General features: G+C 69.3%; 21 protein-coding genes and 4 pseudogenes. 11 read left to right on the top strand and 14 right to left on the bottom strand.

The features are described 5' to 3' along the window. Positions 1 to 34: 34 nt before the first annotated feature. The 3 genes from AB0H84_RS43580 to AB0H84_RS43570 form a co-directional block, all read right to left on the bottom strand. Positions 35 to 1,300, bottom strand: coding sequence for an FAD-dependent monooxygenase (locus AB0H84_RS43580; RefSeq protein WP_357618089.1), 1,266 nt, complete (start codon positions 1,298 to 1,300; stop codon positions 35 to 37). 304 nt (positions 1,301 to 1,604) lie between these two features. Then, positions 1,605 to 2,039, bottom strand: coding sequence for an ester cyclase (locus tag AB0H84_RS43575; protein WP_357618086.1), 435 nt, complete (start codon positions 2,037 to 2,039; stop codon positions 1,605 to 1,607). 541 nt (positions 2,040 to 2,580) lie between these two features. Further along, positions 2,581 to 2,754, bottom strand: a complete 174-nt coding sequence (locus AB0H84_RS43570; RefSeq protein ID WP_357618315.1) for a hypothetical protein — start codon at positions 2,752 to 2,754, stop codon at positions 2,581 to 2,583. Between AB0H84_RS43570 and AB0H84_RS43565 the strand changes: the two are divergent. Next, positions 2,707 to 2,892 (top strand): annotated as a pseudogene (locus tag AB0H84_RS43565) (FAD-binding protein); the annotation flags it as partial. The gene AB0H84_RS43570 and the pseudogene AB0H84_RS43565 overlap by 48 nt on opposite strands. Positions 2,893 to 2,912: 20 nt before the next feature. Here the strand turns inward: AB0H84_RS43565 and AB0H84_RS43560 are convergent. Next, positions 2,913 to 3,086, bottom strand: a complete 174-nt coding sequence (locus tag AB0H84_RS43560) for a hypothetical protein (RefSeq protein ID WP_357618313.1) — start codon at positions 3,084 to 3,086, stop codon at positions 2,913 to 2,915. A 39-nt stretch (positions 3,087 to 3,125) separates the two neighbouring features. Between AB0H84_RS43560 and AB0H84_RS43555 the strand changes: the two are divergent. Next, a pseudogene (locus AB0H84_RS43555) lies at positions 3,126 to 3,445 on the top strand (response regulator transcription factor); the annotation flags it as partial. Between the two features lie 36 nt (positions 3,446 to 3,481). On the opposite strand, the gene AB0H84_RS43550 reads toward AB0H84_RS43555, so the two are convergent. Together AB0H84_RS43550 and AB0H84_RS43545 are read right to left on the bottom strand one after the other, a co-directional pair. Beyond that, a complete protein-coding gene (locus AB0H84_RS43550) occupies positions 3,482 to 4,468 on the bottom strand; it encodes an aldo/keto reductase (RefSeq protein WP_357618084.1) in 987 nt (328 codons plus the stop codon). Positions 4,469 to 4,501: 33 nt separating this feature from the next. Next, positions 4,502 to 4,831, bottom strand: a complete 330-nt coding sequence (locus AB0H84_RS43545) for a carboxymuconolactone decarboxylase family protein (protein WP_357618081.1) — start codon at positions 4,829 to 4,831, stop codon at positions 4,502 to 4,504. Positions 4,832 to 5,295: 464 nt separating this feature from the next. On the opposite strand from AB0H84_RS43545, the gene AB0H84_RS43540 reads away from it, so the two are divergent. Beyond that, positions 5,296 to 7,380, top strand: coding sequence for a prolyl oligopeptidase family serine peptidase (locus AB0H84_RS43540; protein ID WP_357618079.1), 2,085 nt, complete (start codon positions 5,296 to 5,298; stop codon positions 7,378 to 7,380). Between the two features lie 311 nt (positions 7,381 to 7,691). Here AB0H84_RS43540 and AB0H84_RS43535 read toward each other — a convergent pair whose 3' ends face one another. The 3 genes and pseudogenes from AB0H84_RS43535 to AB0H84_RS43525 form a co-directional block, all read right to left on the bottom strand. Beyond that, complete coding sequence (locus tag AB0H84_RS43535; RefSeq protein ID WP_357618075.1) at positions 7,692 to 8,138, bottom strand: hypothetical protein; 447 nt, start codon at positions 8,136 to 8,138, stop codon at positions 7,692 to 7,694. Between the two features lie 26 nt (positions 8,139 to 8,164). Then, positions 8,165 to 8,311: a hypothetical protein gene (locus AB0H84_RS43530; protein WP_357618072.1), complete on the bottom strand. Its 147-nt coding sequence runs from the start codon at positions 8,309 to 8,311 to the stop codon at positions 8,165 to 8,167. A gap of 420 nt (positions 8,312 to 8,731) precedes the next feature. Continuing rightward, positions 8,732 to 8,902: pseudogene (locus AB0H84_RS43525) on the bottom strand (transposase family protein); the annotation flags it as partial. Positions 8,903 to 9,422: 520 nt separating this feature from the next. Here AB0H84_RS43525 and AB0H84_RS43520 point away from each other — a divergent pair. Both AB0H84_RS43520 and AB0H84_RS43515 read left to right on the top strand, forming a co-directional pair. Then, on the top strand, positions 9,423 to 9,857 hold the full coding sequence (locus AB0H84_RS43520) for a hypothetical protein (protein WP_357618069.1): 435 nt from the start codon (positions 9,423 to 9,425) through the stop codon (positions 9,855 to 9,857). Next, positions 9,850 to 11,469 carry a multicopper oxidase domain-containing protein gene (locus AB0H84_RS43515; RefSeq protein WP_357618066.1) on the top strand — a complete coding sequence of 540 codons (1,620 nt, stop codon included), beginning with the start codon at positions 9,850 to 9,852 and terminating at the stop codon, positions 11,467 to 11,469. Before AB0H84_RS43520 ends, AB0H84_RS43515 begins: the two co-directional genes overlap by 8 nt. 179 nt (positions 11,470 to 11,648) lie before the next feature. Here the strand turns inward: AB0H84_RS43515 and AB0H84_RS43510 are convergent, their stop codons facing one another. Continuing rightward, positions 11,649 to 12,113: a MarR family winged helix-turn-helix transcriptional regulator gene (locus tag AB0H84_RS43510; protein WP_357618063.1), complete on the bottom strand. Its 465-nt coding sequence runs from the start codon at positions 12,111 to 12,113 to the stop codon at positions 11,649 to 11,651. A 136-nt stretch (positions 12,114 to 12,249) separates the two neighbouring features. Between AB0H84_RS43510 and AB0H84_RS43505 the strand changes: the two genes are divergently transcribed. From AB0H84_RS43505 to AB0H84_RS43490, 4 genes are all read left to right on the top strand, one after another. After that, the gene (locus AB0H84_RS43505) at positions 12,250 to 13,605 is read left to right on the top strand and encodes an MFS transporter (protein WP_357618060.1); all 1,356 of its coding nucleotides are present in this window, start codon (positions 12,250 to 12,252) and stop codon (positions 13,603 to 13,605) included. Positions 13,606 to 13,619: 14 nt separating this feature from the next. Further along, positions 13,620 to 14,267 (top strand): nitroreductase family protein, encoded by a 648-nt coding sequence (locus AB0H84_RS43500; protein WP_357618057.1) that lies wholly within the window; start codon positions 13,620 to 13,622, stop codon positions 14,265 to 14,267. A 203-nt stretch (positions 14,268 to 14,470) separates the two neighbouring features. After that, the gene (locus AB0H84_RS43495) at positions 14,471 to 15,070 is read left to right on the top strand and encodes an RNA polymerase sigma factor (RefSeq protein ID WP_357618054.1); all 600 of its coding nucleotides are present in this window, start codon (positions 14,471 to 14,473) and stop codon (positions 15,068 to 15,070) included. 2 nt (positions 15,071 to 15,072) lie between these two features. Continuing rightward, complete coding sequence (locus tag AB0H84_RS43490) at positions 15,073 to 15,969, top strand: CU044_5270 family protein (RefSeq protein ID WP_357618051.1); 897 nt, start codon at positions 15,073 to 15,075, stop codon at positions 15,967 to 15,969. A 55-nt stretch (positions 15,970 to 16,024) separates the two neighbouring features. Here the strand turns inward: AB0H84_RS43490 and AB0H84_RS43485 are convergent, their stop codons facing one another. After that, positions 16,025 to 16,822: a hypothetical protein gene (locus AB0H84_RS43485; RefSeq protein ID WP_357618048.1), complete on the bottom strand. Its 798-nt coding sequence runs from the start codon at positions 16,820 to 16,822 to the stop codon at positions 16,025 to 16,027. Between the two features lie 105 nt (positions 16,823 to 16,927). Here AB0H84_RS43485 and AB0H84_RS43480 point away from each other — a divergent pair, with 105 nt between their 5' ends. After that, on the top strand, positions 16,928 to 17,848 hold the full coding sequence (locus AB0H84_RS43480; RefSeq protein ID WP_357618045.1) for an aminoglycoside phosphotransferase family protein: 921 nt from the start codon (positions 16,928 to 16,930) through the stop codon (positions 17,846 to 17,848). Between the two features lie 155 nt (positions 17,849 to 18,003). On the opposite strand, the gene AB0H84_RS43475 is transcribed toward AB0H84_RS43480, so the two are convergent. Beyond that, on the bottom strand, positions 18,004 to 19,308 hold the full coding sequence (locus AB0H84_RS43475) for a vanadium-dependent haloperoxidase (RefSeq protein WP_357618042.1): 1,305 nt from the start codon (positions 19,306 to 19,308) through the stop codon (positions 18,004 to 18,006). 9 nt (positions 19,309 to 19,317) lie between these two features. Further along, positions 19,318 to 20,022, bottom strand: coding sequence for a hypothetical protein (locus tag AB0H84_RS43470; RefSeq protein ID WP_357618039.1), 705 nt, complete (start codon positions 20,020 to 20,022; stop codon positions 19,318 to 19,320). A gap of 241 nt (positions 20,023 to 20,263) precedes the next feature. Between AB0H84_RS43470 and AB0H84_RS43465 the strand changes: the two are divergent. Further along, a pseudogene (locus AB0H84_RS43465) lies at positions 20,264 to 20,929 on the top strand (cytochrome P450). Between the two features lie 15 nt (positions 20,930 to 20,944). On the opposite strand, the gene AB0H84_RS43460 reads toward AB0H84_RS43465, so the two are convergent. Next, the gene (locus AB0H84_RS43460; protein WP_357618037.1) at positions 20,945 to 21,736 is read right to left on the bottom strand and encodes a phytanoyl-CoA dioxygenase family protein; all 792 of its coding nucleotides are present in this window, start codon (positions 21,734 to 21,736) and stop codon (positions 20,945 to 20,947) included. Positions 21,737 to 21,797 lie beyond the last annotated feature (61 nt).

Below are 21,797 nucleotides of genomic sequence, written 5' to 3'. Positions count from 1 at the left end.
CGCAAGAGCTGTCCGCGCGGTCAAGCCGTCGGCCTCAAGCGGGTACGCGGACGGGCTCAGCGGGGCCGGGGCGTGCGAAGTCAGGGTGGGAGAAGTCCATGTCCTTCATTCGAGCCGCCTTGCCCTTGGTCCGCCACCGGCGCAGCAGCGGGGAGGTGACCGGCATCTTGCTCATGCGGACCATCACCTTGCGCCGCGCGAGTTCGAAGCGGGTGGCCGGGACGAACAGGCTGCGCATCTGCATTCCGTTGCCTTGGAGGTAGCCGATGGAGGGGCGCAACTGCCGCTCCCATTCAGTCAGTGCCTGCGCCACGCTGCGCGGGTGACGGGCCAGCATGGTGCCCAGCAGGTCGGCCCCGGCCAGCCCGCTCGAGGCTCCCATCCCCGCGTACAGGGTCACGCACCAGGCCGCGTCACCGACGAGCACCACCCGGCCGCGATGCCAGGTGTCCATGTGCACCTGCTCGACCGAGTCGAACAGCACCTCCTCGGCCGACTCCAGCACGTCCAGCGCCGCCCCCAGCACCGGGCCGGCCGGCTCCGGGCCGAACACCGCGCGCACCCGATCGACCATCGGCCTGGTGAACTCGGCGTCCACATCGTCGGTGTGGTAGCTCAGCAGCGCGGTCGGCGGACGGTCCTTGAACGGGAAGATCCACATCGACCGTCCGGGTTCTGCGAGGATGACGGAGTCGGTCTGGTCATGACCGGGGAGCGCGCCGGGCAGCTGATACGCGACCAGCATGTAGTTCATCCGGCGCAAGTACTCCTCGTGCGGCCCGAACACCAGCCGCCGCACCGTGGAGCGCAACCCGTCCGCACCGACGACCAGATCGAAACGCTCGGTGACCGAGGTCCCGCCGGCGGTGTCGGCCAGCGTCACGTTCACCCCGTCGGGGTCCTGCTCGATCAGGGTCGGCACGGTGGAGTAACGGATCTCGACGTCGGACGGCAGCGCGGCGAAACCGGCCTCCTCCACGTCTCCTCGCATCATCATCCACGGCCGGCCAGGGAAGTCCTTGAAGCCGAGCCCCGGCCGACGATTGCCTGCCCGGTCGATGTCGTACGCGGTGCCGTCGGGGCCTCGATCGGCCAGCCTGTCCAGGATGCCCAGGCGCCGGGCGGCGGCACGGCCCGCGCCGAACAGCGCGATGAAGTACCCACCGGACCGCCTGCCGGGGCTCCGCTCGACGATGACCGGCGTCCAGCCGATCTGCCGCAGCCGCAGCGCCGTCGCGATCCCGCTGATGCCCAACCCGACCACCAGAGCCCGGCGGCCACCGTTGTTCCTTGTGTTCATGAGGTTTCTCCTTTCAGGGTTGCCGGTGACTCCGGTCGTGAAGCCGGAGTACCGATTGCGTTTCGGGTGAGGGTGACCGGGGACGTAGCTGACCGCCGGCGATGTGGGACGAGCGACGTCGTCCGAGAGGCCGGTCCCCCGCTTGTACGGAAGCAGGGCAGCGGTTCAGCGGGCGGGAAGCGCGGTCGCGGTCCGCGAGCGCGTCAGGGTTCCCCGGGTGTATCGAGGCTGGACTTGATCCAGTTCGGCGCTGCCGACGGCCCACCTCGACGGCGATCTGCCGGAGGATGTGGGCGACGAGGTACTACGCCTGGATGAAACCGAGCTGCCGCAGCTGCGAGTAGACGTCGACGACTCCCCACAGGTCGATGATCTGGCCGTCGGCGAAGCGCGCGATGAAGATCTCGTTGTAGGTGACGGACTTGCCGGTCGGGGGCATGCCTCGGTATTCACCGGAGTTGGTCCCGGTGACCGTCTGCCGGGCGACGATCTTGTCGCCCTCGGCGAGCAGGTCCTCCACCGTCACGTGAATGTCGGGGAACGCGCGCAGCAGGATCTCCCATATGCGCTTCTGCGCCTGCACCGCGGTCATGTCAGCCGGCTCCGCCGTGTGGAACCGCCCGTCCGGGTGAATGTACTCGTCGATCGCCTTCGAGATGACCTCCAGATCGCCGCTGTTGATGGCGTCGTGGAAGTGGTGGTACGTCTCCTTGTTACGTGCTTCCTGCTCTGTTGACATGTCGCCTCTCCTTGGCTCGCAATGACACCTGGTGCGGTGAAACTGGCGTCTCGACAGTTACGACGAAACGGCCCCGCGGATTGTGATGCCGGCGCGTCGCCAGGTTCCGCGGTGGTGGGGGCACCGGTCAGCCGTCCGGTGGGGCGGATCAGCCGTTCGGTGGGGCGGAGGATTCAGCCGTCGATTCATGACATGGGCTGATGTGTGCCTCGCTGCTGGATTGAGAGCCTGACTCATCCAGCCGGAAAGGAACGAGACACATGCCAGAACTGAGCGACGGGAGCACGCGCCGATCGGACGGCGCAGCGGTGAGTCGTCGTGGGCTGCTCGCCGGTGCGGGTGCCGCGACGGTCACCATGTTGGGCACTGCGGCGGCCGCCACGTGGGATGCCGGTGCCGCCGCCGCGGCCGTACCGCAGACGACGGGATTCGGGCCGGTGACGGTACGGCCGGACGACTCTCGCTACGACAACCTGCTGCGTGGCAACAACTTCCGCTACGTCGGCCGGCCGGAGGAGATCTGCGTGGCCGGGTCGACCGATCAGGTGGTGCGTGCCGTGTCGGAGGCGGTGCGGACCGGCCGGCGGATCGCGGCGCGCAGCGGCGGGCACTGCTCGAGAACTTCACCGCCGATCCGGCGGTACGGGTGCTGCTGGACCTCTCCCCGATGGACGAGGTGGGCTATGACGCTGATCGGCGGGCGTTCGCGGTGCAACCCGGCGCCACCCTCGGGCACGTCTACCGGACGTTGTTCAAGGGCTGGGGCGTGACGATCCCGGGAGGCGGTTGCCCGGAGGTGGGCGCCGGTGGGCACTTCGCGGGCGGCGGGTACGGGCCGCTGTCCCGGTGGTACGGCTCGGTGGTGGATCACCTTTACGGCGTGGAGGTCGTGGTGGTCGACCGCGACGGCACCGCCCGCGCGGTGGTCGCCACCCGCGAGCCGGACGACCCGCACCGCGACCTGTGGTGGGCGCACACCGGCGGTGGCGGCGGCAACTTCGGCGTGGTCACCCGGTACTGGTTGCGCTCCCCCCGCGTCGCCGGCACCGACCCCTCCCAGCTGCTGCCGGCGTCGCCACGGCGGATAAAGACGCTCCCCGTGATGAGCTGCTGCGGGCGGTCCGGGCGAGGCGGTGCTCGCGCCCTCGGCGGCGGCCCTGCTGATGAGCCGGGTACGCTCTTCCACCCCGGGTCCGCTCAGCCGGCGCGAGCTCGAAGTGCTCCAACTCGTCGCGGCGGGGGCCACGAACCGCGAAGCGGCGGCGAGGCTGTTCATCACCGAGGCCACGGTCAAATCTCACCTGCTGAACATCTACGGCAAGCTCGGTGTCGGCGACCGTGCCGCCGCCGTCACCGAGGCGTTCAACCGGGGACTGCTCATCCAGCGAACACCGGACCGGCCCTGACGCCGTAGCGGTGCGTGTCCGGCGGCGGCGCTCGGTTCAGCGCCCGACCATTTTAAGGTGCGCCGCGCCGTACCGGTCTCCGGCCACCCCCACGCGACCGGCCAGGGCGTCCAGGTCGGCCCGCTCGTCTGCGGACAGCGCCACCCCGGTGGCGGCGGCGTTCTCCTGCAGGCGGGACAGGCGGCGGGTGCCGGGGATCGGCACGATCCAGGGCTGCTGGGCCAGCAGCCAGGCGAGGGCGACCTGTCCGGGCGTGGCGCCCTTGGCCTCGGCCAGCACGCGCACGTGATCCACCAGAGCCTGGTTGGCGGGCAGGTGCTCGGCGTCGAAGCGCGGGATGGTCGCCCGGATGTCCCCGTTCGCGAAGGAGGTGTTCGGGTCCACAGTGCCGGTCAGGAACCCCTTGCCCAGAGGGCTGAAGGGCACGAAACCGATGCCCAGCTCCGCGCAGGCAGGCAGCACCTCGGGTTCGGGGTCACGGGTCCATAGCGAGTACTCCGACTGTACGGCGGTGACCGGGTGAACGGCGTGGGCCCTGCGGATGGTGGCGGCCGCCGCCTCTGACAGGCCGAAGTGCTTGACCTTGCCGGCTCGCACGAGTTCGCCCACGGTGCCGGCGACGTCCTCGATCGGCACGTCCGGATCCACGCGATGCTGATAGAACAGGTCGATCGCCTCCACCCCGAGGCGCCGCAGAGAGGCGTCGGCCACCTTGCGGATCTGCTCGGGCCGGGAGTTCAGGCCGACGGATCTGCCGTCCTGGATGTCCCAGCCGAACTTCGTGGCGATCTGCACCTGGTCCCGGATCGGGGCGATGGCCTCCCCCACGAGCTCCTCGTTGTGGTACGGCCCGTAGACCTCCGCGGTGTCGAGGAACGTCACCCCGGCGTCCAGCGCGGATCGGATCACGCCGATCATGTCCTCGCGGGTGCCCGGATTCGGGCCGTAGCTCTGCGACATGCCCATGCAGCCCAGCCCCACCGCCGACACCCGCAGACCTTGTCCCAGCGTCCTGATGTGCATCACCAGCTCCTTCGTATCGACGGACCGCTCCTGTCAGGCAGCCCCTGTTTCCTCGACGATGGCCTTCAGTTGCGTGACCGCGCTCATCGCGGAGGGCCAACCGGCGTAGAAGGCCAGGTGGGTGAGGGCCTCGACCAGCTCGTCCTTGCTCAGCCCGTTCGCCGGCGCCGTACGCAGATGGAAGTCCAGCTGCGCGGTGCGGCCCAACGCGGCCAGGGCGGTGACGGTGATCAGGCTGCGGTCGCGTGCCGACAGCTCCGGCCGCTCCCACACATCCCCGAAGAGCACCTCATCGGTCAGCTCGGCCAGCTTCGGCGCGAAGCCGCCGAGCCCGCTCCGGTCGGTGCGCGTGTTCTGCGTCATCTTCTCTGCCTTTCGATAGGTACGTGGTGAGGCTCGGGGAGGCGGCGGGCGGCAAGCACAACCCCGGCATCACCCAGCCAACCGCGACGGAGACCGGCCAAACAGTCCTTGCTCTTCGGTGTACTGGCAGAACACCCCACGGCATGGCTGCCCCCGGGGAAAGCCGGTCGTTCGAGCCGCAGAACGCGTTCGGCGCCCCGAGCACTCCATCACCTCGATCGCGCGCCTGCTCGGCGTGAGCCCCGGCACGCTCTACAACCACATCCCGGACCTGCGCGAGCTGCGAGCCAGCCGACCGTCGGCACTGGAAGGGGGCAGACCAAGTACGCCGGGAAGGGTTAATAGGGCTGGTCAGAGGCCATGACTGTGGCTTACTCGGCATGGCCGTCGGGCGAGCCCGGCGGAGGGGCGCGTGATCCAATGTCCGATAAGTCGCTGGATCTCCGGCATATGATCATGCGCATATGAGCGACATCACCGAACCCCCGATCGCCCGGGTGGACGTCGTGCGCGAGACCCTTCACGGCATCACACTTGAGGACCCCTACCGGTGGATGGAAACCGAAGGCGAGGAGTTCCACCACTGGCTGGACGGCCAGGCCAGGCACGCCCGCGAGCACCTGGACGCCCTGCCGCACCGCGCCGGCCTGCTGACCCGGATCCGCGAACTGGGCAGCGCGCTCACGCAGTACTTCGGCCTCGCGATGGCAGCCGACAAGATCTTCGCCCTGGTACGCGAGCCGGACGCCCGCGTGCCGGTGCTGATGGTGACCGAGGCCGACGGAGCGAGCAGGGTCCTGTTCGACCCCGGCACGGTGCCCGGCGACGGGCACCGCGCCATCGACTGGTACGTGCCCTCCCCCGACGGCCGCCACGTCGCCTGCGCCGTCTCCGACTCCGGGTCGGAGGACAGCTCCATCCACGTGATCGACACCGACTCCGGCACCCTCCTGGACACGATCCCGCCCACGACGCGTTTCGCCTTCCTGAGCTGGCTGGAGGACGGCCGGTCGTTCGTCTATCACCGCTACGCAGAGCAGCACCTGTTGGACAGCCGCTCCTTCCTGCATCACCTGGGCGCCGACCCGGCGCAGGACACGGTGGTGCTGGCCCGCGGCCTCAACCCCCACATCGAGCTGACCCCGCGCGACCGGCCTTTCCTGGTGGTGCCGCCACACGGCGAGTGGATGCTAGCGATCATCTCCCACGGCGCGCTCAGCCCGTGGCCCTGGACCAGTGAGCAGCTGAGCGACTGCACGATCTACGTGGCGCCGCGCGCCGGGCTGGCCGACCCGGCCACCTGCCCGTGGCGGAAGGTCGCGGGCGTAGCCGACGGCGTGACCACCTTCGCCACCAGCCACGACACCCTCTACCTGGTCTCCCACCGGGACGCGCCGCGCTCCCGCGTGCTGGCCGTTCCGCTTGCCGCACCCGATCTGTCCCGAGCCCGGGTGGTTGTGCCCGCGGGTGAGCGGGCGGTGGAGTCGGTGCGGGAGGTGGGCGACCGGCTGCTGGTGCGCGATCTCGACGGCGGCGTCAGCCGGATACGGCACGTACCCCTGTCCGGCGGCGAGCCCGCCGACCTCCCGATGCCGGTGGACGGCACCATCCTGGAGTGGACCACCCACCCGACGCGGCCCGAAGCCCTGCTGCTGGTGGCCGGCTGGACCGACGCGCCGCGGCTCTACCGCTACGACGGCCAGTCCCTCCAGGACACCGGGCTGGCGCCCCGCTCACTGGTGGACTTCGGCGACGTGCGCGTCCGTACTCTGCACGTGCCCGCGAGGGACGAGACGCCGATCCCGCTCACGGTCATCCACCACAAGGACCTGGAACTGAACGGCGACAACCCGGCCATGCTCACCGGCTACGGCTCCCACGGGTTCATCGACCTGCCGGAGTTCCGTCCCGAGATGCTCGCCTGGTACGAGCGTGGCGGCGTCTACGCCGTCGCGCACCTGCGCGGCGGCGGCGCCTACGGCCGCGAGTGGCACGAGGCCGGGCGCGGCGAGCGCAAGGAGGCCACCATCACGGACTTCATCGACTGCGCCGAGCATCTCATCGCCCTCGGCTACACCCGCCCGGGACGGCTGGCCGCCGAGGGCGCCAGCAGCGGCGGCATCCCCACCGGCGGCGCGCTGGTGCGCCGCCCCGATCTGTGGGCGGCCATGGCGATCCAGGTGCCGACGGTGAACGCCACGCGCAACGAGTTCACCGAGAGCGGCCCGATCAACGTGCCAGAGTTCGGCAGCGTCACTACCGAGGAGGGCCTGCGTGCCCTGCTGATCATCGACGCCTACCTGCGGGTTCACGACGGCGTGCCGTACCCGGCGGTGCTGCTGACCACCGGCCTGCGCGACGCGCGGGTGCCGCCGTGGCAGCCGGCGAAGCTGGCCGCCCGCCTGCAGGCGGCCACCGCCTCCGGCCGGCCGGTGCTGATGCGCGTCGAGGAGCACGGCGGGCATGGCGCCGGCTCGACCCGAGACCAGGAGCAGGCACTGCTCGCCGATGTGCTGGCCTTCGTCCTGCACGCGTCCGACGGGTCATGATGACGACAGACATGCCGGGTACGGCACACGCACGTGCCCTCAGCGACGTCACGGCCCGGTCGATCCCGGCCTGCGTGTGACGCTCAACTTCCATCCCGACCGCCTGGTGGGCGAGCTGGCAATCCTCGACAGGCCGGCAAGGACGGCGTCAACCTGCCCCAGTTCGTCACTGGGACCTGCCACGGGGGCCTGCCCATCCCGGCGGGGACAGATGGCGCTGGAAGAGCCGCATCTTCGCGCTGGCGCCTGCGACGAGGCGCCCGCGCGACAAGGTTGAACAGGCCGTCACCGCGTGGGGTGGCGGCGCGCCGTCACGACGTCGGTGCGCTCCAGATCTGTAGCAGGTAGTCCTCCACCGGCTCGTCCGCCACGCCGCCGATTCTGGTGTCACGTCCTCTCGCGTAGACGCGCAAGCGATAGTGCCCGGAGCCTTGCCAGGCGAGGTTTCCGAAGCCCTCCGGTGGGTCGAGCATCAGTCCGGTCAGACCGAGTCTGCCGGTGGTGGATTCCAGCGAGATGTCAGCGATCTCATCCCAATCTCGGTCATGATCAATGGCCGGAGGCGAGTTGTGCAACTCCACGGTTACGTTGACCGCCCTGGTGTGGATTCCGGTCAGGATGACAACCGCGTCCGGCCAGGCAGCCACCAGTCCGTTGAGGCTCCTGGTCGGATGCGGGGCGCCGATCTTGCCGTCCACCAGCAGAAGTTGATGGTGGGAGAGGCTGACGGGACCGCGCCATGTGATGGAAGGCTCCATCCCGGTCAGCGTAGGAGCGTCCGCGTCTAGCGACAATCGTTCTTGTTCGGCGGTGACGAGGTGTACGGGATGGTGAATCCGACGAAGAACGGATCCATGTTCAGGATGCGGTTCTCGTTGTAGAACGTGCTGAGTTCAGCGCCGCCCTGGAAGTTCTGGTCGTGATTGATCACGGCAGCTGTAGTTGCTTATCCCGTACGCTCCGCCCTCGTTGGTGCTGGCCATTGGGTATTCATCACATGACATATTCGGGATCGTCGGAGGGGAGGGGGCATTCTCGCATGAGCTGTCGCGATTCTCCTTGATCTGCGCGTCGTCGTAGATGCGGTGGAGCGGATAGTCGGTGAGAACTGCGCCGGGAGCATCGAGGCTCATCTGCGCGAACGCGATGTGGTCGGTGAGTTCTTTGAGGTTGGTAGCGGCCGCCTCCGAGGCGTCACGGGAAAGGCGTGGAACAGCCTGTCCATCAGCTTTTCACCCGGAGAGCTAGGGATCTGCGGTGATCCCTGGCCTGCGGCACTACCCGCCGGGTAATGGCCCGGCACGGGGAGCGGGTGGCAGGATGCGGGCATGTCGGACGCGATCACCGGTGCGCCGGCCTCCTCCAGCGCGCGCAGGATGCCCCAGATCCGGGCGGCACTCAGGTCGTGCGTCTTGCCCGGCAGCGCTCCGGAGGTCCACAGGATCGTCCCGCCTGGTGAGGCGATGACCTGCACGTTCATGCCGTGCACACGATGCTTGCCGGGGAATTAGGGCCGGTCGGCGTTGTCCGACCCTTTGAGTAGCTTATTACCGCATCGAATCGGCTTGTCGTGAAGCGGGCCGGCGAGTATCGGAGCACACCGTCGCGGCACGCAGGTCCGAGCTCGGCTTGGCCGGCCAGTCGAGTACGTGCACCGCCACCGGTTCCGCACCAGGGCCGAGGCTCGTCTGAAGATGGCGACCTGGATCGCGGATTTCTACAACACCACCCGGCGGCACAGTGCCAACGACGGCTTGTCGCCCATCACATTCGGGCGTCACATGAGCGAGAAGAGACAAGCTTCATCAGCCCTGCTGAGGACCGCTGTGGCATGGGACCGTCTCCACGTTTTCAGGGGATTGACAGTGGCCCTGGTCAAGCAGACCGACTGGAACGGCACGGAGATCCCCTTCAAGGGTCCCCACTGGTGCCATCATGCCTTCCCGGACATAACAACATAGCAATATTAATCTTAGACAACATAACCACTGGGCCATAGTGTCGGGGCGTTTGCAAATGGGACAGAGTGAGGAGGATCCCTCATGCTTACCGTGGCCAACCGCCTGGGATCCGATGCTGCGCATCGGACGACACCCACGGGGTGGACACTACGGGCCATCGCCAGCGCGCACGTGGTGGCGATCGTCGGCCAGCCGGTGTTCGCCGGGGCGTACCTGACCGGTGACTTCGACAGTCTGCGCTGGCACGCGCTCGGCGCCGACGTGGTCACCTCCATCGGCTACCTGCAGGCGATCGTGGCGATCGTGGTGTGGATCCGACTGCGTCAGGTCTGGCCGTTCCTTGGCACGATGGCGGTGGTGGCGGCCGAGACCGTACAGTACTTCGCCGGGTTGGGCGGCGCGCTGTGGTTGCACATCCCGTTGGGCGTGATGACCGTCGTCGCGGTCGTCCTGCTGTTCATCGCCGTCTGGCGCCAGCCCCTGCTGCGGCGACCGCGGGAGGCCCGCGATGCGTGAGCGCGGCATGACCAGGCGGCAGGCGCTGGGCATCGGCGGGGCGCTCGGGCTGTCGGCGGCCACCGGGCTGTCGGCCTCGGCGGCGCTCGCGCGCATGCCGTCGAGCACCGGTGCCGAGTTGCGCAGTGCCGTACCGCTGCCGCCGCCCTTCCGGGTGCCGCTGCCGATTCCCTCCGTGCTGGCGCCGGTCAGCACCTCGGGCGGCGTCGACCGATACGCGATCACTCAGCGCGAAGCGAGCGCGGAGATCCTGCCCGGCGTCAGGACGCCGCTGTGGACCTATGAAGGCACCTTCCCGGGGCCGACGATCGAGTCGCGCCGTGGCCGGCCGGTCACCGTGACGCACCGCAACGAGTTGCCCGTACCGACCGTGGTGCACCTGCACGGCGGCCGGACCCCGGCGGCTTCCGACGGCTACCCGACCGACCTCGTCCTGCCCGAGGGCTGGCAGGAGGCCGCCATGCCCATGGGGCACGGCTCCGGACACGACATGCACGGCATGCAGGGCATGCAGGGCATGCAGGATCCGCGTGCGGTGGTGACTAGGCTGACGCGGGACTACACCTTCCCGCTCGACCAGCGGCCGACGCTCCTGTGGTACCACGACCACCGGATGGACTTCACCGCCCCCGCGATCTGGCGCGGCCTGGCCGGGCTGCACATCGTCCGCGACGACGCCGAAGAAGCACTCGGCCTGCCCGCGGGGCAGCGCGAACTCCCCCTGATGATCGCCGACCGGGCGTTCGCCGCCGACGGCAGCCTCGCCTACCCCGCACTCGACCCCACCCTGCGGGGGCAGCCGGGCGTGACCGACCCGTATCTCGCCGGTGTCCTCGGCGACGTCATCCTCGTCAACGGCGCGCCCTGGCCCGTGCACGAGGTCGACGCGGCCCGCTACCGGCTGCGCATCCTGAACGCCTCCAACGCCAGGCACTACGAACTCGAAGCGGTCACCGACGACGGGCGCCGGCTCGATCTCGTCCAGATCGGCGCCGACCAGGGACTGCTCGCGGCGCCGGTCACCCACCGCGTCCTGCCGCTCGCACCGGCCGAACGCTACGACGTGATCATCGACTTCTCCGGTGTCGCGATCGGCAGCCGGGTCAGAGTCGTGAACCGGCTCGGCTCCGGCCGTACGCGCGACGTGATGGCCTTCCGGGTCGCGCGCAAGGCCACCGACGGCAGCCGCATCCCGCGTACGCTCTCGCACGATCTGCCGGCCTGGCGCAGGTCTGACGCGGTCAGGGAGCGCAAGTTCTCCTTCCGCACCGGGCGGATGCGCGGTGGTCACGGGTGGCTGATCGGCGGGCTGCCGTTCGACCCCAGCCGCTCCGATGTCACCGTCGGTCTGGGCGATGTCGAGGTGTGGCGGCTGGTCGCCGACGTCCATCATCCCGTCCACCTGCACCTGGTCGGCTTCCGGGTGCTCTCGCGCAGCGGCCGGCCGCCGCTGCCGCACGACGCGGGGCTCAAGGACACCGTCTCCCTACGGCCGGGCGAAACGGTGGAGATCATCACCCGTTTCGACGGCTACCGCGGCCGTTACCTCTTCCACTGCCACAACGCCGAGCATGAGGACATGGGCATGATGGCCAACCTCGAGGTCGTCTAGGAGCATGCGCATGCCCAGCCGACCTGGGCATCCTGCTCGAAGAGCTTCAGCGTCAGGCCGAACCCCCGGACGGGCCGCCCTCGTCCTGCTCCAGTCGCCGTCCAGCGGCGCCCACGCCGCGATCAGCTCCTCCGGCTCCCCCCTCCCGGCGCAGCCGAACACGTCGCGACGCCATCGCGTCAGGCGCCGATCCCCAGGAGTTTGCCGAGAAGCGTGCTCAATTGGTCGCGCTCGTCGGAGGTGAGGGGCTGGAAGGTGTCCTCAAGGAAGGCCGGGATCGACGCCTGCGCCTGAGCCAGCCGCCGCCGGCCGGGGTCGGTGATGGTGACGGCGTAGGAGCGGCGGTCGTGGGGGTTGCGCTCCCTGCGTACGAGGCCCTCCCGTTCGAGGTCGTCGCAGACGCTCACCATGACGCTGCGGTCGATGCGCAGTTCTTCGCTGAGCGTCTGCTGGGAGCACGGGCCGACGGCGTCGAGCATCTGGAGCACGAGGTGCTGGCCGACTCCGAGTCCTTCCGCGCCGGCGTGGGCGTCCGCGGCGCGGGCCACGGCGGCTGAAGCTCGGCAGAGCGCGATGTCCAGCCGCTCGGCCGCCAGTTGCGGGAAGTACGTCGGTCGTACGCGGTCGGCGGTCTTGGTGGCCATTGGTCTCCCCTTCGCTCTGCCCATCACCCTACACCGCATTCATCTTGTGGCAGACCGTTTGACAGCAGACGATTTGCAGGCATACGGTCCCGAATCGTCTGCCAGCAAATTGTTTGTACTCAGATGGAGAGTGGTCGTGTCACGAACCGATGGCCGCAAACAGACGGCCCTGGTGCTGCTGTGCGCAGCGGTGTTCCTGGATTCGATGGACCTGTCGCTGATGGGCGTGGCCCTGCCCGCCATCGGCCGCGACCTGTCGCTGCCGGAGAGCACGCTGCAGTGGCTGATGTCCGGCTACGCCGTCGCCTACGGTGGATTCCTGCTGCTCGGCGGACGGATGGCCGACTTGTTCGGCCGGCGCCGTACCTTCCTGCTGTCGCTGGCGGTCTTCGCGGCGGCGAGCCTGGCCGGCGGACTGCTCTCGGCGGGATGGCCGCTGGTCGTCACCCGGGTGGTCAAGGGGCTGGCGGCCGCGCTCACCGCGCCCGCGGCGCTCTCGCTCATCACCACCACCTTCGCCGAAGGGCCGCAACGCAACCGGGCGCTGGGGGTCTACTCGCTGGCCGGGGCGACCGGCTACACCGCCGGGCTGATCGCCTCCGGCCTGTTGACCGAGATCAGCTGGCGGCTGGTGTTCTTCCTGCCGGTCCCGGTCGCGCTGCTGGTCCTGGTCGTGGCGCCGCTGGTGCTGCCGTCCGGCGTACGGGCGGACGGGGCGCGCGAGGAATTCGACGCAGCCGGCGCGGTCGCGGTCACCGGCGGGGTGCTGCTGCTGGTGTTCGCGCTGACGGAGCGGAACTGGGCGGCCGGTGTCCTGGCCGTGCTGCTGCTGGGCGCCTTCGTCCTCATCGAACGCCGACGGTCCGCGCCGCTCGTCCCGCTGGAGGTGTTCCGGTCCGGTACGGTGGCCCCCGCCAATCTCGCGGCGCTGGCCTGGGCGTGCGCGACGATCGGCTGGCAGTTCGTCGCCGTGCTCTACCTGCAGGGCGAGCTCGGCTACAGCGCGCTGGCCACCGGGCTCGGGATCGTCCCGATGGGCCTGGCCATCGTCATCACCGCCAACCTGACCGGCAAGCTGATCGCCCGATGGGGGCTGGGCCGGGTGGCCGCCGCGGGGATGCTGGTCCAGGGCGCGGGCATCCTGCTGTTCCTGCGGGCCGGAGCCGGCGGCGACTACCTCACGGTGCTGCTGCCCGCACTGGTCGTGCACGGCGTCGGCAACGGCCTGTCGTTCCCCAGCCTCAACATCGCCGCCGTCGCCGACCTGCCGGACGAGCGGCAGGGCCTGGCCTCGGGGCTGGTCACTTCCGCCGTCCAGATCGGCGCCGGGATCGGCGTCGCGGTGCTGGCCGCGGTCACGACCTTGGGTGAGTCCGTGCTGGCCGGCTACCGGATCGCGTTCCTGGTCGCGGGTGGCTTCTCCCTGGCGGGCGCCCTCATCGCCGCCTACGGCCTGCGCTCGCGCCGCCCCGCACCCGTCCCCGCCGCCTGACAAGGAGACCCATCGTGACGCTGAACCTCACCCCCGACGAACTGCTCAGCACCACCCGCGCCGTGCGCAAACGCCTGGACTTCACCCGGCCGGTGCCTCGCGAGCTGATCGAGCAGTGCGTGGACCTGGCCGTCCAGGCGCCCACCGGACGCAACCGGCAGCGCTGGCACTTCATGGTCGTGACCGAGGCCGAGCAGCGCCGGGCTGTGGCCGACATCTTCCTGCGCGCCCTGCCCCGGGCCACGGGGCAGCCACTGACCAAGCAGGATCTGTGGCGCATGAACTACCATTCCGGCTCCACCGAGCGGGTCTTCGATGGCGTGCGGTACCTGGCCGCCAACATCCACCGGGTGCCCGCGTTCGTCATCCCCGGCGTGGAGGGCCGCACCGACCATGAGCCGGTGGCCGCGCAGGCGGGCACGTGGGGGTCGATCCTGCCCGCGGTGTGGAGCTTCATGCTGGCCGCCCGGGCGCGCGGCCTCGGCACCGTGTGGACCACCGCGCAGGCACCGCTCGAACGCGAGCTGGCCAAGGTACTCGGCGTGCCGTACGAGGAGGTCATGTTGGCGGCCTTCATCCCCCTGGCCTTCACGCTCGGCACCGACTTCAAGCCCGCTCCCCGCATCCCCAGAGAGAAGGTTCTGCACTGGGACCGATGGTGAGCACACCGGCCAGGCCACCCTGACGAGGGGTGGCCTGGCCGGCCTCGTCTCACGCCCGGGCACGTTCACATCTCGCAGGACCGGCACCGCTGCGTACGTCCCGATGCTGCCACGGCGGGCGGTGAAACACTTGTCCGTCCATCGGCGAAGGAGGACAACCGGTCAAGCTAGAGAAGGCAGACGATGACACGAAATAGATGGATATGGCCGCAGTGACCCGGGCGCTTCCTGACGAGGAGGTCAGCGATGCGGCGATCATTGAGCAATCCTGGCGAGCCCCGGACCGCTTCGCCGCGGTCTTCGACCGCTACTACTTCCAGATCCACGGGTTCGCCGCACAGCGGTTAGGGCCGAGCCTGGCCGACGACGTGGCCGCAGAGACGTTCCTGATCGCGTTCGACCGGCGCGACCGCTACGACGTGTCCCGTGAGGATGCCCGGCCCTGGCTCTACGGGATCGTCGCCAACCTGATCGCCCGGCATCACCGCGCGGAGGCCCGGTGGTATCGGGCCCTTTCCCGGACGCCTCTCGCGCAGGCCGACGACGGCCACGACGACCAGGTTGCGGGCCGTGTCGACGCCGAAGCGCATCGGGCGTCCCTGATAGCGGCGCTGGCGAAGATTCCCCGCTCCCACCGGGAGGTGCTCCTGCTCGTCGCGTGGGGAGGGCTGAGCTCGGAGGAGGCGGCCGAGGCGCTCGGCATCACCGGCGCCGCCGTCCGTTCCCGGCTGCACCGGGCTCGCAAAGTCCTGCGCGCCTCGCTGAACGGCGCTGAGCCGACAATCCTCGGAAAGGACGGCTGACCATGGACGACCTCGAAATGCTGCACGCTGCCCGCCCGCAGCCCGACGCCCCCTCGCACGCCGCCTACACGGCCGCCCGCGCGGCCCTGCTGGAACGGGCCGCCGGTGGCCCGTCGCCCACGGCGCGCCGGCGCGTCCTCTGGCGGCGGGCGCGGTGGGTCCTGATCCCGGCGGTCGCCGCGGCCGTCGCCGCCGCACTCGTGATCGTGCCGAATGGTTCCGGCGGCTCCCGGTCGCCGAGCATGAGTTCGCGGGACGTCCTGCTCGTCGCCGCCGACACGGCGGAGCGCACCCCTGAGGGCGCCGGTACGTACTGGCACATCACCATCACCAAGCAGGGGTCACCGACCCAGGAGTACTGGTACCGGCGCGACGGTCATTTCTGGATCAAGGGCGAGGGGATGAAAGGTGACGGCAAGCTCTTCGAGTGGCCCTTGAAGCCTCAGCCTTTCGCGGTGGGGCCACTGCGCATGAGCTTCGAAGAGCTACGGTCGCTGCCGGCCGACAAGGACGCCCTGTACACCCGGCTCTGGTCGGCCGTTCCCGGAAGTGGCGTTCGTATCGATGCAGGACCGATGACGGCCGCCGAACAGGACGGTCTCGCCATGTACGCGCTGCTCTCGCTGATCAGTGAGGCGCCGGTCTCGCCCCAGGTCCGTGCCGCCGCCTACCGAGCGGTCGCCTCGCGGCCGGGAGTCGTCGACCTCGGCGAGACCAGCGGCGGGCGACACCTGCAGGTCCCGGTGGCTTTCGGCAAGGGCACCATGGTCGTCGACCAGGACACCGGGCGGATCCGCGAAACCTCCGTATGGGCTCCCCTCGGAGGCGGAATAGCTTTTACCGAGGACGGCATGGTGACGATCGACGCTGAGTGGACGGACCGGCTCCCGCCCGAGTGACCTGCGCTTGCTGCTCCCCGCGCTCGGCCACCGGGCGCGCCCACCCCTCGCGTCGTCAGCCCGGAAGACGCAAATTGCAGATGCCGTGGATGCACAGCTCGGTGGTCGTCGCGCGCGGGTCCGGCGCCTTGATCGATACCTTGTCGCCCCACTGGCTGTAGCGGGTGTCGACGTAGAGGGTCTTGCCCACCAGTTCGTCGAGGCCGTCGGCGAACGTGAACGTGCTCTGCACCCTGCTGACCAGGCCCGCGGAGGTCAGCGTGACGGTGTAGCCGAGCCTCGTGTCCGGATCCCAGCCGGCGTGAGTAGAGTGGTCCGCCCAGCGGGAGACCTGCTCAAGCTTCTTGAAGGTGATCGCGCCGGTGACGGTATCCCCACTCTGCTGCCCGTTCTTCAGCAGGGCGGCCAGGGTCGCGGGCTCGGCCGGGTTGACGAGCTGCTCATCGTAGCCGAGCAGCTCGGTGTGCCAGAGATGCAACTGATGAGAATCCTTCCACCAGATCTTGCCCTTCTTCAGCCATTTCGCTACGAGGCCGCCGGACTGATAGCTGGTGCCGCCAATGTCGTGGTTGAAGCCGATGACACGTTCGCGACCGTACTCACCCCCGGTGGTAGTGACGTCCAGGGCTTTGACGCCGCCCTTGGCATCGAACTCGAAGACCCCCTTGCGCCGGCGTTCCGCCCGTTCGTCGGCGCCGTCTAAAAAGGTGGTTGTCTCGGTGAAATACATGCCGTGTCCGGCCGCCAGAACGGCCTTCAGCGCCTGAACGGGATCCTTGGTCACTGCCTGCGCGGAAGCAGCGCCCGCCAGCAGAGCACCGCAGGTCACCAAAGGGGTGATCGCCCTTCTCATGATGTGATCCTGCCGCGATCGGATCACGTCCGGAACACGGGCCAGATCCGACCACGCTCCAGCAGCCGAAAGGAGTCGGCTGCCATCCGGCTACTGTTGCTCCGCATGACGCATACCGAGATGGAGATCACCGCGGAGCTGGTGCGGGATCTGCTGCTCGACCAGCACCCCGACCTGGCCGGTCACCCGGTGAGACTCGGCGCGCGTGGCTGGGACAACCAGCTGTGGCGGCTCGGCGACGACCTCGCCGTCCGCTTGCCCTGGGCGACGCAGGACGCGGACGAGCTGCTGCTCAAGGAGCACACCTGGCTGCCCATTCTCGCCCCGCGCCTGCCGCTGCCGGTGCCGGTCCCGCAACGCCTCGGCGAGCCCTCCGCGCGGTTCCCGCGCACCTGGATCGTCACCACCTGGGTGCCGGGCGAACCCGCTGACCGCGCCCCCGTCACGCGCGGCGCGGAGGCGGCCGACGCACTGGCCGCCTTCCTGGCCGCTCTTCACCAACCCGCGCCCGAAGGGGTGGACACCAATGGCCGGGGCCGCGGAGGGCCGCTGGCCGGCTCTTCCGAGCGGGTCGCCCAGCAGCTCGCCGAGGCCACTGAGATGGGGCTGATCCCCGACCCGGACGCCGTCCGCGCGGTCTGGGACGACGCCGCCGCCGCGCCCGGCTGGGACGGCCCGGCGCTCTGGCTGCACGGCGACCTGCATGCGGCCAACGTTCTCACCGCGGACGGCACCATCTGCGGCGTGATCGACTTCGGCGACGTGTTCGCCGGGGATCCGGCCGTCGACCTCGCCGCCGCCTGGACCCTGCTGCCGGACGGCGCCGTCGACCGCTTCCATGACGCCTACCAGCCGGTCCCGGACGCCGCGACCCTGCGCCGCGCCCGCGGATGGGCCGTGATCCGCGCCCTCACCGGCATCCTCATCGGCGAAGCCGGCGTACGCGGCCGCCGAGGCGGCAAGGCCACGTGGGGCCCACCCGCCCAGGCGGCGCTACGACGCCTCATCGCAACGGCCCATCGCTGATCGATCCCCTGTCCGCTCAAGTTCGTTCGACAACCCAGATAACGACAGTCCGTTCCGGCACGATGAGGTCCGTCGGATCGCCACCCTTGATCAAAGTCATGTGTACGGCTCTGAGCGGGATGCGGTTTCGCGGGGCCGCGCGGGTGGCGAGGTCATTACTCCTTCGGTTTGAAGTAGTGCGCGACCATGTAAGCGGTGACCTTCTTGCCGATCTTCGCGCCTTCGACGTCGGCAGTTCGAGTATGGATTCCGCCCCAGATGCGGGCTTCGATGACCTCGGCGAGCGCCTGCGAGAAACCGCGGAAATACCTGGTGGTACCCGAGGCGGCACTGTACCCGCTGAAGGGGATGTCGTCGCGGCCGAAGAAATGCGCCAGCGCCGACATGCTCGCCGCCGTGAAGCAAGTATGTCCGGACGTGTAGTCGGGGTGCGGTGGTGTGACGAGCAAGGGCGTCCAGTCGGGATCGGCCGCCGTTCGCGGATTGCCGTCGGTGTCGGCCAGGCGGATCGCGGTGACCGGCCGCCAGAAGTTCCACGCTGCCTTCTCGTTGTAGCAGGCGATCGTGGCGTCGGCTTCGGCCAGGTCGACCATCGCGAACATCCGCGCCGTCTGCAACGTGTTCAGTCGCTGCTTCGTCGCCAGCTGGCGCTTGATCTCCCATTCGGCCAGGTGCCGGTCGTGCCACCAGATCGCGGCCTGCGTCTGGTCCGGCGTCCGGACCGTGCTGGTCGCCGAGCCGATGGCCTTGACCTCGTTGAAGTCACGGGCGTACCGGTGGCTGGTGAGCGATGGCGGGCCGGACGTGCGGAACACGGAGGCGCTGCGGATCAGGAATGGTTTGACGCCACCGACCCAGGCTCCGTCGGAGGCGAACGCGGGCGGCGCCGGCCGCCACTGACCGGGCTTGGTGCCCACGGTCCAGGTCTGGTTTCCGAACGCTCCGTCGTTCTGCCGTGCCGCGTTCATCGCAGAGGCCGCCTGGGCGCCCACGGTTATTCCGCGCTGCTTGGCGGTACCGTCGGGAATCGCGGCCAGCGCCTCGTCGTACTGCGTCTTCAGCCTCGCCTGCTGCTCTGGGAACAGAGCGTTCAGCACGAGGAAACCCGCGGTCGCGACGGCCGCGTCCGTCGACTCTGTCCCATCGGAAGGCGGCGCGATCAAATACGGCTGATAGGGAGTGCCGGCGATCGCATTCACGGCGTCGTAAACGGCTCCGTGCACCATCGCGAAGCTGCGCGCCTGGACCTGCGGTTGCTGGCCGGCAATGTCCCATATCGCCGTCTGGGCATTCTTGTCCCAGAGGATGACGGCATTGGGAGGCGTGTCCGAAGTCGACGCGTGCGCGAATGACGAGCCGAGCCCGACCGGAGACCCGACAGCGATGACCCCGGCGACGGATAAGCGTACGGCCTTGCGCGGAAGGACGCCTGCCCATCCGGGGTAGCGTAATTTGACCATGCTGGGAAATTACTCCGGCCCCACCGATCGAGCCAGCGCCCGAACAGGCCGACTGTGCTGAGAGCCGTTCGGTAAAAGTGGCAGCGTGGGTTGGGGGAAGGTGACTCTGGTCGGCTCCTCGCTGCCACCGATGACGAGGGGCCTGCTCCAGCCCGATGCCTTCTGTATTCGGCGGAAGGCGCCAGGGGTGGTTTGGGTGTGGGTGGGTGTGGCGAGCGGAAAACTTGCCGAAGTTGGTCGGGTCCGTGAAGCCGAGGCGGCGGCCGATCTCTGCGACGGGGACCTCGGTGTAGGCGAGCAGGCTTTTGGCTCCAGGACGACGCGGGCGTCGATGAGGTGTCTGGCCGGGTGGCCGGCAGCGGCGACGCACGCGCGCGTGAGGTGTTTGACGGTGTAGCCGAGGCGGGCGGCGTAGTGCTCGGTGGAGCGGGTGATGGCGTAGGAGCGTTCGAGCTCGGCCTGGAACCGGGTGAAGAGTTCGGCGGTGGCGGAGTCGACGCGGCGGTCGTCCTCCGTTGGCAGCCGATCGATCCGCAGGAGCAGGACGGTTGGCAGGTGGCGGAGCAGAGCGACGGACATCGCGTCGGCGGACGCGGCGCGTTCAGCGGCGATCTGGTCGATCGTGGTGGAGACAGCGGTGAGGTCGGGTCCGGCCGAGGTCCAGCGGGGAGGGGTGCGCCTGTCCCCTGGGTCGCGCCCGACTACTGCCAGCACAACCCGGAGGCCGCCGACGGCCTGGACGGCTTCGGCGCGGCCGCCCCAACTGGGCCGCTTGTGTACGCGGCGACCTGCGACGATCAGTCCACTTTGGGGCTGGGGCCACGCTCAGGAGGAGGACGCCGTTCCCGAACGTCGTTGCCCCGGTGCGGTGTAAGGCGCGGGTGGCGCTCTGTGTCGGGTCTGGGGGTAACCATCTGCCAGGCGCTGGCGCCGGTGGCCAACGTGCTGGCGAGCCATGCGGCACGCTGGGTGGGGCCGTGTGATCGCCCTGGTCAGCGACATGACTATCCCTTTCTTTCGTACTTGGTCTGCCCCCCTCATCAGCCGCCTGCTCACCGAGCGGGTCGCCAAGGGCGAGCTCAGCCGCGAAGAAGCCGCCATGAACGGCATGATCCTGCTGTTCGCCGGGCACGAGACCACGGCCAACATGATCGGCCTGGGCACGCTGGCACTACTGCAGAACCCGGATCAGGCCGCCCGGATCCGGGACACCGACGACCCGGCCGTGGTGGCGAATGCCGTCGAGGAGCTGCTGCGCTATCTGTCCATCGCCCAGGACATGATCGTACGGGTGGCCACCTAGGACCTCACCATCGGCGGGCAGCTCGTCCGGGCCGGCGAAGCGGTGACCGTCAACCTGCCCGCCGCCAACCGGGACACGGCGTTCCTCGACCGGCCGGACACCGTGGACCTCGGCCGCAACACCCGCGGGCCTCTGGCCTTCGGCCATGGCATCCACCAGTGCCTCGGGCAGAACCTGGCGCGGGTGGAGCTGCAGGTCGCACTGCCCGCGTTGCTGCGCAGGCTGCCGGGGCTGCGTCTGACCGTGCCGCTGGAGGAGGTGAAGTTCCGGCACGACATGTCCGCCTACGGCGTGCACGAACTGCCGGTCGCCTGGTGACGATCAAAGACCAAGCTAAGCCCAGGGACGCGGGAAAGTGTCGCCGTCCAGCCGGTCGCCCACGGCGAGTCCGAGAGGATCGGTCACGATGTGCCCGGTCCCGTGATAGGTGGTCGCCTCGTCCATGTAGATGATGACGTGCGCGAACCTGGCCTGGTCGGTACGGTTGGGCAGCGCCATGTGGCCGGTGTAGCCGCTGTGGAAGGTGCAGTCGCCGGCACGCAGCGGCACGGTGACGCGGGGGATCCAGCGCAGCGACGGGTCCATCGTGAACAGGTCTTCCTCGTGATGGAGGTCCTGCGGGAGCAGGCCGGTGCGATGCTGGGTGCCGGGCAGAAAGGTCATGCAGCCCCGCTCCGGCGGAACGTCGACCAGCGCTATCCATGCCGACAGCGGGAGCCGATCACCCGCGTGCGGCCAGTACGGACGGTCCTGGTGGAACTCCGTGGCGGCGTTGTTGTGCGGCTCCTTGACCAGCATCTGGTCGTGCCAGAGCCGCAGCCGGAACCCGGCCAGCTGTTCGGCGATCCGGCCGAGCCGCGGGTCGAACGTGAGCTCCCTCAGCGTCTGGTCGCGCTGCCAGACGTTGACCAGCTGGCTGAAGACGCCCTGCTTCTCCAGGCTCTCCGCGCGATGCGCCTCCAGGAACGCCTCGGCGCTCGCTCGGAAGCGCTCGACCTGGTCAGGCTCGAGCACACCTCGTACCCGGACGAAACCGGATTCGCGGTACGCCGCCACAAGCTCATCCGACACCCGGCCGTCGGCACCGACGTCGCTGCCGGACTGCTCGGTCGTGGTCGTCGCCATCGCTGACCTCCAAAGTTCTCCCTGTTGGAACACCTCCAGCGTCGTCCCGATGTGCCGCTGG

The sequence above is a fragment of the Nonomuraea sp. NPDC050786 genome, from assembly GCF_040654115.1.
Taxonomy (GTDB): Bacteria; Actinomycetota; Actinomycetes; order Streptosporangiales; family Streptosporangiaceae; genus Nonomuraea.
The sequence above is the reverse complement of the archived record's forward strand: the minus strand, read 5'-3'. Positions and strand labels throughout refer to the sequence as shown.